13 protein-coding genes are annotated in these 13,827 nt (G+C 39.0%); 4 read left to right on the top strand and 9 right to left on the bottom strand.

All coding sequences use genetic code 11. The features are described from left to right. Positions 1-138: 138 nt before the first annotated feature. On the bottom strand, positions 139-279 hold the full coding sequence (locus AC1Q59_RS21120; protein WP_492367841.1) for an anti-repressor SinI family protein: 141 nt from the start codon (positions 277-279) through the stop codon (positions 139-141). A gap of 275 nt (positions 280-554) precedes the next feature. Here AC1Q59_RS21120 and AC1Q59_RS21115 point away from each other — a divergent pair, with 275 nt between their 5' ends. Further along, positions 555-1,229 carry a response regulator transcription factor gene (locus AC1Q59_RS21115; RefSeq protein WP_492367840.1) on the top strand — a complete coding sequence of 225 codons (675 nt, stop codon included), beginning with the start codon at positions 555-557 and terminating at the stop codon, positions 1,227-1,229. 64 nt (positions 1,230-1,293) lie between these two features. Here the strand turns inward: AC1Q59_RS21115 and AC1Q59_RS21110 are convergent, their stop codons facing one another. Beyond that, a complete protein-coding gene (locus AC1Q59_RS21110) occupies positions 1,294-3,240 on the bottom strand; it encodes a sensor histidine kinase (RefSeq protein WP_492367839.1) in 1,947 nt (648 codons plus the stop codon). Positions 3,241-3,438: 198 nt separating this feature from the next. On the opposite strand from AC1Q59_RS21110, the gene AC1Q59_RS21105 reads away from it, so the two are divergent. After that, positions 3,439-4,305, top strand: a complete 867-nt coding sequence (locus AC1Q59_RS21105) for a YitT family protein (protein WP_492367838.1) — start codon at positions 3,439-3,441, stop codon at positions 4,303-4,305. 56 nt (positions 4,306-4,361) lie between these two features. On the opposite strand, the gene AC1Q59_RS21100 is transcribed toward AC1Q59_RS21105, so the two are convergent. The 3 genes from AC1Q59_RS21100 to AC1Q59_RS21090 are packed head-to-tail and all read right to left on the bottom strand — an operon-like array spanning position 4,362 to position 7,143. After that, positions 4,362-5,030: a P-II family nitrogen regulator gene (locus AC1Q59_RS21100; RefSeq protein ID WP_492367837.1), complete on the bottom strand. Its 669-nt coding sequence runs from the start codon at positions 5,028-5,030 to the stop codon at positions 4,362-4,364. Next, the gene (locus tag AC1Q59_RS21095) at positions 5,014-6,519 is read right to left on the bottom strand and encodes a DUF1538 domain-containing protein (RefSeq protein WP_492367836.1); all 1,506 of its coding nucleotides are present in this window, start codon (positions 6,517-6,519) and stop codon (positions 5,014-5,016) included. The genes AC1Q59_RS21100 and AC1Q59_RS21095 overlap by 17 nt, the downstream gene beginning before the upstream one ends. 60 nt (positions 6,520-6,579) lie before the next feature. Then, positions 6,580-7,143, bottom strand: a complete 564-nt coding sequence (locus tag AC1Q59_RS21090) for a tyrosine-type recombinase/integrase (protein WP_492367835.1) — start codon at positions 7,141-7,143, stop codon at positions 6,580-6,582. A gap of 321 nt (positions 7,144-7,464) precedes the next feature. Here AC1Q59_RS21090 and AC1Q59_RS21085 point away from each other — a divergent pair, with 321 nt between their 5' ends. After that, entirely contained in the window at positions 7,465-8,082 is a 618-nt protein-coding gene (locus AC1Q59_RS21085) for a polysaccharide deacetylase family protein (protein WP_492367834.1), read from the top strand. A 47-nt stretch (positions 8,083-8,129) separates the two neighbouring features. Here AC1Q59_RS21085 and AC1Q59_RS21080 read toward each other — a convergent pair whose 3' ends face one another. From AC1Q59_RS21080 to AC1Q59_RS21065, 4 genes are read right to left on the bottom strand one after another with little or no spacing between them, the layout of a single operon-like run. Continuing rightward, entirely contained in the window at positions 8,130-9,209 is a 1,080-nt protein-coding gene (locus AC1Q59_RS21080) for a GerAB/ArcD/ProY family transporter (protein ID WP_492367833.1), read from the bottom strand. 39 nt (positions 9,210-9,248) lie between these two features. Next, on the bottom strand, positions 9,249-9,482 hold the full coding sequence (locus AC1Q59_RS21075; protein WP_492367832.1) for a hypothetical protein: 234 nt from the start codon (positions 9,480-9,482) through the stop codon (positions 9,249-9,251). A gap of 1 nt (position 9,483) precedes the next feature. Next, the gene (locus AC1Q59_RS21070; protein WP_492367831.1) at positions 9,484-10,677 is read right to left on the bottom strand and encodes a Ger(x)C family spore germination protein; all 1,194 of its coding nucleotides are present in this window, start codon (positions 10,675-10,677) and stop codon (positions 9,484-9,486) included. A gap of 1 nt (position 10,678) precedes the next feature. Then, positions 10,679-12,370, bottom strand: coding sequence for a spore germination protein (locus tag AC1Q59_RS21065; RefSeq protein WP_492367830.1), 1,692 nt, complete (start codon positions 12,368-12,370; stop codon positions 10,679-10,681). Between the two features lie 166 nt (positions 12,371-12,536). On the opposite strand from AC1Q59_RS21065, the gene AC1Q59_RS21060 reads away from it, so the two are divergent. Beyond that, on the top strand, positions 12,537-13,631 hold the full coding sequence (locus AC1Q59_RS21060; RefSeq protein WP_492367829.1) for a GerAB/ArcD/ProY family transporter: 1,095 nt from the start codon (positions 12,537-12,539) through the stop codon (positions 13,629-13,631). Positions 13,632-13,827 lie beyond the last annotated feature (196 nt).

Genomic DNA, 13,827 nt, shown 5'->3' with positions numbered 1-13,827 from the left:
CTTATAAAAAGAAAGGCCTTCAAAGTTTTGATGAAGGTCTTTCCGCTGTCAAAAAGAATGGAACAGACCAAAAATAAAATCACCCTAAGCTCTGGCTTATAGTACCGGAGAACGGGTGATGCCTGGGCAAATATATCCCTATTGCGGAAATAGCCTGGAGTCGTGTTCTTGCAGATCCTGTGCCTGCTGAAGAAACTTTCGAATCTCTTCCTTTGTAATGCCAAGTTGTTTGGCTTTATGTATTAATTCCTTCCACTCTTCATCTAATTCGCTTTTCATACGTTTCCCCCATTCAATCCATACTTCTGTCGCTTTGATGGTCTTTATGAATAAGCATTTATGATTATTAATTAAAGGAACTATTTTAAAATTCTAATCCATTATATCTAAGAATCTGTCACAAATATAAGTTACAGGTGTCATATATATGTCATCAAAACTAAGATTCCATTAATATGTAAATAACTGACTTTAGAATATTCAGATTATGGTAAAATAGTTATGGATTCGTAATCATCTGGATAGAGGTGAGTGTTATCAAGAAGATCAGGATTGTGATAGCTGATGATCAGACATTATTTCGGGATGGCCTGCAGACTATACTTAGTTTAGAGGATAATTTAGAGGTAGTGGGAGCAGCGGAAAACGGAAAGGAAGCCTTAGATCTTGTTAGTCAGAAGTGTCCAGATGTCGTCTTAATGGATGTCGAGATGCCGGTCATGAATGGAATTGAAAGCACTCGGAGAGTGAAGGAGAAATTTCCTGATACCCAAGTTTTGATTCTATCAACCTTTGCAGAGGACGAATACATAGTAGAAGGGCTAGCTTATGGTGCTTGCGGATATCTGCTAAAGGATCTTCATGCGGATACACTCATTTCAAGTATAAGAAGTGCGGCCTCTGGCCAGTTTATCCTTCCTGGACCAATTGCGGCCAAATTGGCTGCTCGTATTTTACAAACGTCCAAGGCTGCAGAACCTTCAGAAATCTCTCAGACCATGAAACGCGTAAAGCTCATTGAGGAATTAACCGACCGCGAAATCAAATTAGCAAGCTTGATTGTAAAAGGCTTTACCAATAAAGAAATCGCTGGGCGTCTTTTTATGAGTGAAGGGACGGTTCGAAACTATATAAGTATCATTTACTCTAAGCTGGGGACCAGTAATCGGAGTAAAGCGATTTTCCTTTTAAAAGAAGTGCTTAACGAAACGAAAGTGTATAAACAATAAAAGACATCTTCTTGCTTGTATCATTCAATACGGCAAGGAAGATGTCTTTTAGTTTTGCTTGCAGTTATGAGACAGGGAATCGAACTTCCAGCACATAATTCCAGTCTTCCTCAAAATAAATACGGAGGGTTCCCTGCAGGCTTTCCGCTCGTTTTTTCATCATGGTCAGTCCAAATCCTAAGTCTGTTTTGGAAGCAGGTTTCCCATCATTTTTTAATTGAAAAATAATTAAATCATCCTCTTGTTTCAGATTAAAGATGAATGTATTGCAGCCCCCATGTTTAATGCCATTTGTGATTCCCTCCTTCAATGCCATATATATGAAGGTTTTCTGATTAACCGAAAGCGGTTCATCTATCGAAATAAAGCTTTGTATTTGCACATCTGCATATTCTGCTGTTTCTCTCATTATTTCTCTGAGGGCTTTAGGCAGATCTTCCTTCCATTCTGCCTCCTTTAACATGCGTACGGAATTGCGGACTTCATCCAGTCCTTTGCGAATAAGCATCTGGGACGTTTCCATGCGTTCAACAGCCTGTTGGGGCTGTTTTGCAATTAATCTTTTTCCAGCCTCAATTTGTACAATCGTTGTTGTCAGGGTATGTCCAACGATATCGTGTATTTCTTGTGCGATACGATTTCTTTCCTCTAAAGCGGCAATTTCTGCAGAAGCTTTTGCTCCGTCCTGGATGCTGTGAATGAGCTGTTCATGCGTTTCTTCAAGTTCTTTCGTTCTCTCCAGCACCCGCTGTTCTAAAAGACGGTTATCTTCTTCGAGCTGTGCAGATAATTGCTGTAAACCGGCTGCATATTCTTTTACCTGTGCATCTGCTTTTCTGTATCGATTAATAATGATCAGCGCTCCAGGCAAAACGATCGTCAATGGTCTTAACAATTTAATGAGATCTGATAAGCCTTTCGAATCGAGCACCAAGGCCAGATTTATTATAGCTTCAAAGAAAACAAACAAAATGAGACCTAATGAAAAGAATACTAACTCTGAATTCCTTTGCTTTTTTATGGAAAGGATTGAAACGGTTAAAATGAGCACGAGATTGAATGCTATTAAAATACTGAGCAAAGGGAATAAAAAGATAGCCATGTTCGCATAAAAGACTGTAGCCGCTAAGCCGGAAATTCCTGCAATTGAAAACAGATACACTGCTCGCATAACCCATTTTCGATAAATTGGATGAATGATTTCGCGAAAAAGCAGCAAAAGCAAGGTGATGGCGGCGATCTCACCCAGAACAACTAAATAAAACTGGGTAACAGCCGGTATAGGAAAATACAACTGTCTGGAAAGAGAAAATGTAATCAGCGGCCAGAATGAGAAATGAACAATAATAAATAATGAATAAAATAACAGCAGGCGCAGTTTTCGATGATAAGAATACAAGAAAAGTGCCATTAACCCGATTACAAAAAAACTGATGATACTAATTACATTTATAACATCCAGCTTTAACAGGTATGCTATTAATTGAGGGCTAGTACCAATAGCATAGAGATACGGCATTTTCCCATGAAAGCGTAGATAAATGTCTTCTGTTGGATCCTCTAGCTGCAGCATATCCCAGCGTGGAACGTTTTTCCGGGGATCTAGGCTGTTTAAATCTCCACCTTTGAGGATAAGCTGATTGTTTTGATAGACCTCATAATAAGCAGGGCTTGGGTACAGAAAAAGCCGCTTATCCTTATGAACCACTTCGGCATTTACTGAATCAGTATCATGAAGCTGGGATAAAGAGAGGCGGAGCCAGATAAACCCCTTGCCACTGGTGTTTTTATGCGTATAAGGCGACCAGTCAGTCTCTTTTGGCATGTTGCTCGAATCACTGGCTGGATTCTCTATTTGATATTGAATGTATGAAGGAGAAATCTCTGTATAATCATCAATGCCATCGTAGCCGCTTGTCTTGGCAGGGAGGATTATGAGTGCGAACAGGAAAAAAATAAGGCTCATAAAATAGTGGTTTTTTCGTTTATAAGCACCCATATGTATGAACATGACAACCCTCCTCAAGAAACTAAGTATTTCTCTATTAAATTATAAATGAATCATTGTCATTGACGGAAGTTACAGCTGTCATTTCACCAAACAATTGCTATTTAAACAAGTTAATATATTTTTCAAATGCAGAAAAAAGGGATAAAATGGAGAAAAAAAGTTGATTGTACCAACTTAAGTGATGAAATGAGGAATTTGATGAGTAAAGCGAAAAAAAATAAGACCTTACTGGGAATTTTCCGGGGAATTGCCGTTATTATAGGCGGCTTTATTGCAGGATATGGACTTGAGGCGGTTTTAATCCCCAACAGTGTTTCTGATGGGGGGGTCACGGGTATTAGCATTGTAGGTTCAAAGCTTTTTGGTCTTCCCTTAGGGGTGCTGATTGCGATTCTTAATATTCCTTTTATCTGGATGGGCTATCAGCAAATCGGTAAAAGGTTTGCGATATATTCAGTTATCGGAATTTCTTCACTGGCAATAAGTACAAGCCTTATGCATCATGTGCCAACAATCATTGAAGGGGATACGCTGCTAATTACCGTTGTTGGCGGGATTATTCTTGGTTTTGGCATGGGTTTAGCTCTGCGTAATGGCGGTGCACTGGATGGAATAGATATGCTTGCCGTACTTCTATCCCGAAATCTGCCATTTGGGACAAGTGATTTAATATTATTTTTAAATATGTTTGTCTTTGTTATTGTATCAAGTATATTCGGCCTTCAAGGGGCCATTCTTTCTGCTATTGCCTATTTTATCGCATCTAAAGTCATACATATTGTTGAAGAAGGATTAAGCGGTTCGAAGACCTTTAAAATTATCACAACTGAGCCTGAATTAATGGTTGAGACAATACGCGACCGATTAGGACGCGGGGCAACGTACAATGATGTTTACGGCGGGTATACAAAGGAAAGGTTTAAGGAAATTACATGTGTCATTAACAGGTTAGAAGAGAGCAAAATTAAAGAAATTATCCATGAAATAGATGATAAGGCATTTGTGACTGTATATGATGTAGCAGAGGTGAAGGGCGGTAATTTCAGAAAGCATAATATTCATTAGAATGTAAAAACAGGCAGTACTGATGAACAGTGCTGCCTGTTTATTTTATATAAAAATTATTTATATACACCGTAAGTACTATTGATGTCTTGTATGAAAATGATCCCATTGCCTGGTTCATCAATTTTGAGCTTTTGTCTGACAGATGAAACAATGGCATCAGTGCTATTTTTTTCAGAGAGAATTAACACGATTTCTTTCTCTGGTTCAATTTCCATAGAAAATAGCTTGCTTGTTTCATGTATGCCCGACCCTCTTGCATTAATGATCGTCCCGCCTTTGGAACCCGCTTCAGTTGCAGCATCAATGACATCTTCAGCATTTCCTTTTTCTACAATAACCGTAATAGCATGATACATTTTCTCTTTAGCACCTCTGCTTTCTGACATGTGATCACTTTTAATCGTTCTTGCTCCGAGAATTTGATTAATTGAGGTAGTAAAGGCTATGCCGTGATTTGGCCTGGAGAATTTGAATTTCTCATCTAATTTTTCAAGCACCTGGCTAGCCGTAACATGATCAGTCGCCATGATAACAATTTCTTTTCTGACATCTGTTAAAGCCAAAAACTCAAGAAGACGATTTTTGATGGTGCCTTTGCCTAACAGCACCGTTCCTCCTGAAATACCGTGCTTCTTGGCAGTTTGCATGACTTTGCTTCCTTGCCCGAAATTAACGATAATGCAAACCAGTTCAAGACCCGCCATTTCAGTATGATCCGGCATTTTGTTTTGCGCCTCCTTCTCTTTTTTTCGATTTTAATCCAAAAGCAAGGCCTAATATTTGCAAGGCAATGATTGGTGTCATCGCAACTAATGCGATCATGCCAAAACCATCTACAAGCACATTGGCCCCTGCTGTAGCTTCGGCAGCACCTTGGACAAACGCTAATATAAAGGTTGCGGTCATCGGACCTGATGCAACACCGCCGGAATCAAATGCAATCCCGACAAAAAGCTTTGGAACAAAATATGTCATAGCAATCGCGATTATATAGCCAGGCAAAAGAATATGCCATAATTGAAGTTCAGGAATAAGCACTCGTAATATGGATAAAAGTACAGCAAGGCCAACCCCTAGCGAAAGGGTAAATAAGACGATAGATCTTTTTACATATCCGCTTGTAACATCTTCTATTTGATGGGTAAGAACGTGTACAGCTGGTTCGGCCAATATGGTGACCAGACCTAAAGCAAAAGCAATAATGATAATATATGCTTTGCTGTCTAAGGATGCGATGTTATAGCCAACAGCGCTTCCTACATCCATAAACCCTGCATTTACTCCAAGCAAAAAGAGGACAAGTCCCAAAAAGGTAAATAATAGCCCCATTAAAATTTTTCTTACTGCCTTCTTAGACATTTTAAAGGATATTTTTTGAAATACAAGGAAAATTAACAAAATAGGTGATAAGGCAACAATGATTTCAAAAGTAATGATAGGAAGCTTATTTAAAAAGGGTCCGATAATAGAGTCTGAGACAGCTTTCGTATCAGCAAGGCTTCCTGTCATTTTATCCGTTTTTGAAATAATATTCATGATCATAACGGTAATGATGGCACCTGTTGAGGCAATCGCAACTAAACCGAAACTATCTTTCTCTGAAGCTTTACTGTCTTTCTTTAACGCGGAAATACCCAAAGCAAGTGCCAGAATAAAAGGGACTGTCAAAGCACCGGTGGTAGCCCCTGAAGCATCAAAAGAAATAGCTAAAAATTCGGGCGAGGTAAAAATAGCAAGTACAAAAATAATGAAATATAAGATTGTTAACAATTTATATAAGGGAAGGTTATAGACAATTCTTACGAGTCCCGCAGCAATAAGAAGACCAATACCAATTGATACAACTATTACAATACTAGTCTTGGAAATTAGTCCGGACGTCACTAAATCAACTTGGCCTGCCAGGATATGAAGATCAGGCTCCGCAATCGATATGAAAAAGCCCAGCAGCAGTCCTGAGACTAAAACAATCCATATTTTATTGGATTTGGCAATGGCAGCCCCCATGAACTGGCCGATAGGAGTAATTCCGAGGTCAACGCCAAAAAGAAAAATAGATAAACCAATAATGATGAAGACAGCCCCAATAATAAATCGAATAATGAGAGAGGGGTCAAGCGGAGTTAATGTAAAGTTTAAGATCAACACCATAACGGTGATGGGGAGAACAGCAAACAAAACTTCCTTTAGCTTAGAAACTAAAACATCCAATTTTTGTTCAATCCCTTCTTTTTAATTTATTTTTAAAGTGAAATGACCGGAAAGAGGGAGTTACAAATTGACATCAACTCTTACAATCTGTTCCTCATTTTTATCAATGCCAATATAGCGCAAGGTCTCGGTAGATGAATGATGGTTAAAGATCTTTGATAAAATGGAAATGGCGATACCTTTGCGATAGGCATGATAGCCAAAAGTCTTCCTTAAGGTATGTGTCCCAATTTTTCCAGGAATTCCCGCATCTCTGGCTGCTTGATTTACGATTCGGTAGGCTTGCTGACGAGTGATTGGCTGATTATTCTTTTTTGATTTGAAAAGGTAATCCTCCTGTTCAAAGTGATCCAAAGAAAGATAGATTTTCAATTCCCTTTCCACGCTTTTATTTAAAAAGAAAGCTTTTTTCTCGCCGCTAGATTCATCGTCTATATAAATAAATTCCTTCATGACTTTACCGTCCCATACATCATTAACCTTTAAGGAAAGTAAATCACTGATTCTTATGCCAGTATTAATTCCAAGAACAAAAAACAATAAATCACGCTGTGAGTGCTCCCGTAATATCCGTTTCATTGTCCAAATATCTTCAATGTCTTTAATGGGATTTACATATTCCAAAGAATTTCCTCCTGTTTATGTTACTTAATAATATTATATCTGCAAATTTAGTAACATTACAATTATTTTCCTTGTTATTTGGTGGAATTTTCGTGAAATAAAAAATGAGATATACTCATGTTTTGCGAGGTCAAAATCCAATATTTTGCAAATCGTAAAAAAGAACGAGAAGACGCAGACATGATTATAGAAAAGAAATGGAATAATGAGGGTAGGTTTTTATTTTGGAACCAATCTGTTAAAGGGTAATAATGTTATTATTATAAAGACAATGGCAGGCAAGAAAGTGAAGTGAACAAAATGAAATCATGTCCATGAGTTGTGACAGCTTCGAGCGTCGTGTACAGCTCTAAAGATCCCAATATCTTAATTTCTGTGCCAACAACGAATGAAAAGGGGATTGTGCTTTCTTTTGATGATGGACCGGGCAGAGTATTGCCGGAAATCCTTGACGTGCTGAAGGAAGAAAAGGTGCCAGCAGCTTTCTTTTGGCAGTCACGGCTTCTATATGCCGAGCGTCCTTGGAAAAGAGTACTAGCGGAAGGCCACGAAATCGGCACCCATTCATCCAAACATCTTAATTTGGCAGCCCTTTCCTATGAAGAACAATATCGGGATTTGTTTAACAGTAAGGTAAACATCGAAAAAATAACGGGAAAAACAGTCAAATATTTCCGGCCGCCGTTTGGGCAATATAATGCCGACACCATTAAAGCGGCAGCTAAGCTAGACCTAACACCGGTTATGTGGAGAATTGCATCGATGGATTGGGAGCTGGAAGACCAGCCAGATCAAATTATTTTGAATGTCATACAAAACCTCGAAGATGGAGCAATTATTCTTATGCATGAATTACGGCAGACTGCAAAAATTTTGCATCCATTAATCAAAGAGATTAAAAATAAAGGTTATCAATTTAAACCCCTGAGCCCCCAATAATTTTTGATGTTTGGGGGCTGAAACTGCTGAAATCATCCTGCATCATGTTATTTTTTTATTTTTCCAACCATCAATAAGGCTAATGGCAGCAGGATACAGAAAGTGGAGGAATAAGGTGTAAAAGTCGTCTTCAAAAATTGATGTAAATCGACAATATCGGGATGCATAATAAGGGCAAAAGAGATAATCAAGATTGCTAATGGATAAAGAAGGGGTTTGTAGTCTTTTAATCTCATCATCTGTGCTAACCCAATCGAGAGTCCGTAGTAACAAATCGTCAATTTTAAAAATAGGGTAATGAACCATATGATGGCTACAATGACTTCTATCCGCTCAATAAAATTGCCTATGCTTATCATCTTCCCTAAAATATAGGAGGGATAGGCTTGATTTGCCGTAAGGTTTGCACCCAGGACTAAAACACTGAATAAAACAATTAAAAAAACAATAAAGCCCCCAATAGAGGCCCCTTTATAGAAAGCTTTTTTCATTGCGATTTTGTTATTTACATAAGGGGTAATCATTAACAAGATGCCAAGCTCGGCAGCCAGACCAAAATGAAAATATACCCCCTTCATAATGGGTTTTATGCCGCCGCCAAGTATTGGCTGAATATTTTCCAGTTTAACTTCGGGGATGAGGAAGAGAAACAGAATTAATAACAGCAGCATTATCCATGGAAAAAAGATTAAGGCTGAACGTGAAATAACTTCAATGCCTGAATGAACACCTATTAGACTTGTGAATACAAACAGAATCATAATTATTACACTAGGTGTCTCGACTAAAATTTGGGTTGAGAAGAATTCCCCTATTTCACTGACTTGAGCAGAGGCTATATGTAATGTATAAGCAAGAAATAGTAACGAGGTAATTCTCCCAATCCATTTTCCAAAAATTTTTTCATTTAATTGGACAAAGGTCATGGTTGGATATACGGAGGTTAGCTTATTAAATATAAATACAAACATCAAGCTGCATATAGCAACAATAACAGGGGAAATCCATGCATCTTGTTTTGCAGCTTCTGCAAGAGGTGCAGGCCCAACAAGGATCGCACTGCCAATCACAAAGGTAATGACAAGGATTTGAAACTCGTTCGTGCTTATTTTACCCTGCTCAAGCATGATCCTACACACCTCCTATGCAAAATGACTGCCTTCTTTTTAGGATAGAAGACGTTCGAAAAAAGACGATATCGGATTATAGATTTTCGTTATCCAGTAGATCGGAGTTGGAATGGGGACATTTAGGGTTAATAGAATAGCTAACGTAAGGCCAGCTGAAAGAAACAGAGAAAAGACACTTATTTCCTTCCACCATTTCTTTTTCGCAAGCCTCCATATTTCAAAGAAAGCGATAACGGCTCCAATGATTAAAATTCCGCTAGCAACCCACATACTACTCCCCAATTTCTGCTTGTATTGATTTTGTTATCGATCCTAAACGGCGAATCTTTGCTGTCACGTGAAACGTTACATTCAAATTAGAAAACTCTTGATCCCAATTATGCTCCAGTCTATTCCATGCCTTTGGTTCCGCCCGATGAATGACATCGCCAAAGCCAAAGATATCGCTTTTATACTCCTCCTGTACGGTCTTGATTGATGCTTCCATTCTTTTTTTAATTTCTTCCTTGTACTTTTTTTCTAATTCTTTAATGCTTTCCGGTTTGGTTAAATCGATATTACATGCTGCTTCACCGACATTTCCTTCTGAGTGAACATGAATCTCGATTCTAGGTGCTCCTCCTTGGATTTTCCCATGAACCTTTGTTTTTGATCGTATAGTGCTAATCGCTAATTCACCGCCAGCACAACTAACGGTTTCCTCTGTGCTAGTCACATTATCAGTAATATAGTTAAAGCCTATACTGTCCTCTTCATTTAACCAGCCCAGCAGTTTATCTTTTTTAAAAACACCAATAGAATCGATTCTTAATCCGCTGCTCGGTGAGATGTCCTGTATATTTGTGAAATGGCTTCCTGATTCAGGATCCCCATACACATAAACGCCCATGAGTACAGGTTCCTTCCCTTTGCTTACGGCACTGTTGATCAGTTCATCAAGTGTCACTGTTTTTGTCGGTGCCCATACTTTTTCTGATTGTTCTAAGGTGGTGAACAGCTTATTTGCTGGGACTCTCTCAAGGGCTGTTGTGACATTTAGAATATCATAAGCTGTTGATCCTTTAGCAACAGTTAAATAGAAATCTGACCGCATTTCAGGCTGCCGGGCAAGAATATCTAAGGCATCTTTAATTCCCTCTCGGGCCATTTTCTCTCCAAAAACGACTTCACGTAAATGTGCCATGTAACCTTTTCTAGGAGAATCCATAGAGATTTTTTTTAATGCATCCATAATGGTCTTTCCGCTTTTTCTAAACGTTACGGTTTCTGGACGGCCAGAACGGCTTTTACCGGCAATTTCACTTGGGTTAATAATCTGGGCGGAAACGAGATACCCCTCTTCTGTTTTATCTATCCCCAATGCAGAAACAATCGCCAGCTCATTTAATTCTTTTTTGCTCCAGCAGCCAGCTAAAATCATTGTTGAAAAAATCATCACCCATATGAAAGCAATGTTTTTTTTCATATTAATCCCTCATAACCCGTTTCGATTTCTTGAGTTTGTCGAACATACTTCCGGCTGATTTATTGTCCCCCAGGGGCGGACTTGGAGGAGGCGTGTCTTCTCTGTCCATGTCTATTTGACTGATCAAACGGGGCCTTGAAAATAAAATCCAATGCGGCAGCCGAATGATGCTATCCTTTTGATCCTGAATGATAAAGGGAGCAAACGGTGCTAAGTAAGGGATTCCAAATGACCTTAGACTGTTAAGATGAAGGACCATGATGATCAGTCCGATAATCATCCCAAATAATCCGAAGGTTCCAGCTAGAATCATAAAGACGAAACGCAGCATCCGGATGGAAATGGCCATATTAAATGCTGGTGCCACAAAGCTACTAATGGCTGTTATGGAAACAACAATGACCATTGCTGAAGACACGATACCGGCCTCAACAGCTGCCTGTCCAATGACTAGCGCACCAACAATAGAAATAGCAGATCCAACCGCCCTAGGCATTCTTACCCCAGCCTCGCGCAAGATTTCAAACGTTATTTCCATCAGCATGGCTTCTACAATGGCTGGAAAAGGAACACCCTCACGCTGAGCAGCCAGACTAATCAGCAGTCCAGTTGGCAGCATTTCTTGATGAAAGGTTGTGACAGCCACATAGGCACTTGGTGTTATCAGAGCTAGGAAAAAGGCAAAATACCTTAGTGCCCGAATTAATGTAGCAACGTCTGCACGCTGATAGTAATCCTCACTTGATTGGAAAAAGTGAACAAAAAGCGCGGGGACAATAAGGACAAATGGTGTGCCATCAACAAGAATCGCAATTCTTCCCTCTAAAAGGGCAGCTGCAGCCACATCTGGACGTTCCGTATTAAAAACGGTTGGAAACGGAGTATACGTATCATCTTGAATCAGTTCTTCAATATAGCCGCTTTCTAATATCCCATCTATTTTTATACGGTCTAATCGATCCTTTACTTCCTTTACCGTTTTATCATTGGCAACGCCTTTTAAGTAGACGATTGAAACGTCTGTTTGTGTTTTTTTTCCAATTTGTTTTGTTTCAATCCATAGGTTAGGATCCTTAATTTTGCGCCGTAATAAAGAAGTATTTGTCCTTAACGTTTCGGTGAATCCGTCCTTGGGTCCCCTCACAACTGTTTGTGAAGAAGGCTCTTGTACACCCCGGTCGGCCCACTTTCTAAACCCCAGGGCAAATCCTTTATGAAACCCATCAATTAAAAGAATGGTATCTCCAGACAGTAAATGGAAGAGAAGTTTTTGAAATTGGCTGATTTCCTTAATTTCCCCTACTGGCAAAGAATCTGTTTTGATCACTTCTAATAAGCTATCTGAATGGAATTCATCTTCATCTAATCTTGCATTTCTAATCGATACCATGAGTGTTTCAAGAATGAACTCTTGAACAGAGGATGAATCAGTTAGGCCATCCGTGTAAATAACACCTATTTTAATTTCCGCATTTCTGCCTGCATGAAATTCCCTTGAGACAATATCTGAACTATTGCCCAGTGTCTTTTTAATATGATCTAAATTCTTATTCAAGTCTGAGGAAAGATTGTTGTCCTTTGGGTCCTTGTTTTGGCTGGATTGCTGAGTTTCGCTTTGTTTTTGAATCTGAAGCTTTTTAGATTCTTTGTTCTTTAATAATTGATTAATTGATTTTGGAACTCGAGTTTTCAATGCCAGCCCACCTATATCTAAATTTAGTTATAGACTTTCCCTAGAGTTGGCAGTATATCCATTTATTATTTAAGTGAGGATATAAACAGCATTTGTGGATAATCCCACTAATTATGTGAGAAATTAATAAAACAATTTATAGGTTACCGAGGAGGAAGGATAGAACATGGAGAAAGCGAAAATTTCCTCCTTTCAACTATTTGCGTTAATCTACATTTTTGTCTTAGGAACTACGATTATTTTTCCAGTTGGGGCAGACGCGAAACAGGCTGCGTGGATTTCTATTTTTCTAGGAATGCTTGCGGGTTTGCCTCTTCTGGCTTTGTATTATTATTTAAGTCGACAATATCCTAATTTATTGCTCACGGAGTATTCCCAAAAAATTTTAGGGAAATTTTTAGGAACAATTATTGGCTTTTCCTATGTGCTTTATTTCTTGTATGGTGCTTCACGTGATGTTAGAGATGCGATGGAGCTGCTTCCATTATTTTTAAAGGAAACGCCTGCGTGGGCAATCGGAGCAATGGTTTTATTGCCTGTCCTTTTTGGATTATTTTTAGGAATTGAAGTTATAGGCAGAACAGCCGAGATTTTCTTTCCTTATATCGTACTTACTGGCGTGTTAATGAATATTTTCCTAATCTTTTCAAATGTTGTTAAACTTGAAAACTTGCTGCCGGTCCTTGAACCAGGGTGGAAAAATATTTTTCAGGCAACGCTTAAAGAAACCTGGATGGCACCTTTTGGAGAGATGGTTTGTTTTACGATGATTTTCGCTTATTTAAATCGGCCCAAATCTATGCTGAAAGTGGGAGTGGCAGGAATCCTTACTGGCGGGCTTGTCCTGACTTTTACCCATCTTATCATCCTATCTGTCCTAGGAGAGGGGATTAGAAATGATTCTATCGCTCCATTATTGGTTACGGTTCGAAAAATTAATATTGGTGATTTTATTCAAAGGCTGGATGCTTTGTTTATGGTTTGGCTGATTGTCAACGATTTCTTTAAGATTATCGTTTTTATGTATGCAGCAGTAATAGGCGGGGCGGGGATATTTAAGGTTTCAAAAAATCGCTTAGTCATCCCATTTGGTATGATTGTCATGCTGACATCTATTTTCTTCGCCGGAAACTATTCAGCCCATATGGCGCAAAGCGATTTTGTGCTCGGTTATGTCTATAACATCTTTGCCGCCATTATTCCATTGCTGCTATGCATCGTAGTATTTGTGCGCCAAAAACTGAACAAGAAGATGCAGTAAGGGCGATTAGGCTTTAGCAAAGTAAAGCACCGGGGGACAGTCCCCCGGTGCGTTAATGCGTTACACTAATGGGGGCCTGACCCCCGGTGCTTTAATGCGTTACATCATTGGGGGCCTGACCCACTAGCGTTGCACAGCTGTTATTAATTTGAATATTTGTAATTATTTTACATTACCTTTTATTCCAAATGGAGAA

The organism is Cytobacillus sp. MT66, from assembly GCF_058792595.1.
The sequence above is the reverse complement of the archived record's forward strand: the minus strand, read 5'-3'. Positions and strand labels throughout refer to the sequence as shown.

Coding starts and splice junctions, on each gene's coding strand:
- AC1Q59_RS21120 (WP_492367841.1), bottom strand. CDS start 279: ATGAAAAGCGAATTAGATGAAGAGTGGAAGGAATTAATACATAAAGCC.
- AC1Q59_RS21110 (WP_492367839.1), bottom strand. CDS start 3,240: ATGTTCATACATATGGGTGCTTATAAACGAAAAAACCACTATTTTATG.
- AC1Q59_RS21105 (WP_492367838.1), top strand. CDS start 3,439: ATGAGTAAAGCGAAAAAAAATAAGACCTTACTGGGAATTTTCCGGGGA.
- AC1Q59_RS21100 (WP_492367837.1), bottom strand. CDS start 5,030: ATGCCGGATCATACTGAAATGGCGGGTCTTGAACTGGTTTGCATTATC.
- AC1Q59_RS21080 (WP_492367833.1), bottom strand. CDS start 9,209: ATGCTTGAGCAGGGTAAAATAAGCACGAACGAGTTTCAAATCCTTGTC.
- AC1Q59_RS21075 (WP_492367832.1), bottom strand. CDS start 9,482: ATGTGGGTTGCTAGCGGAATTTTAATCATTGGAGCCGTTATCGCTTTC.
- AC1Q59_RS21070 (WP_492367831.1), bottom strand. CDS start 10,677: ATGAAAAAAAACATTGCTTTCATATGGGTGATGATTTTTTCAACAATG.
- AC1Q59_RS21060 (WP_492367829.1), top strand. CDS start 12,537: ATGGAGAAAGCGAAAATTTCCTCCTTTCAACTATTTGCGTTAATCTAC.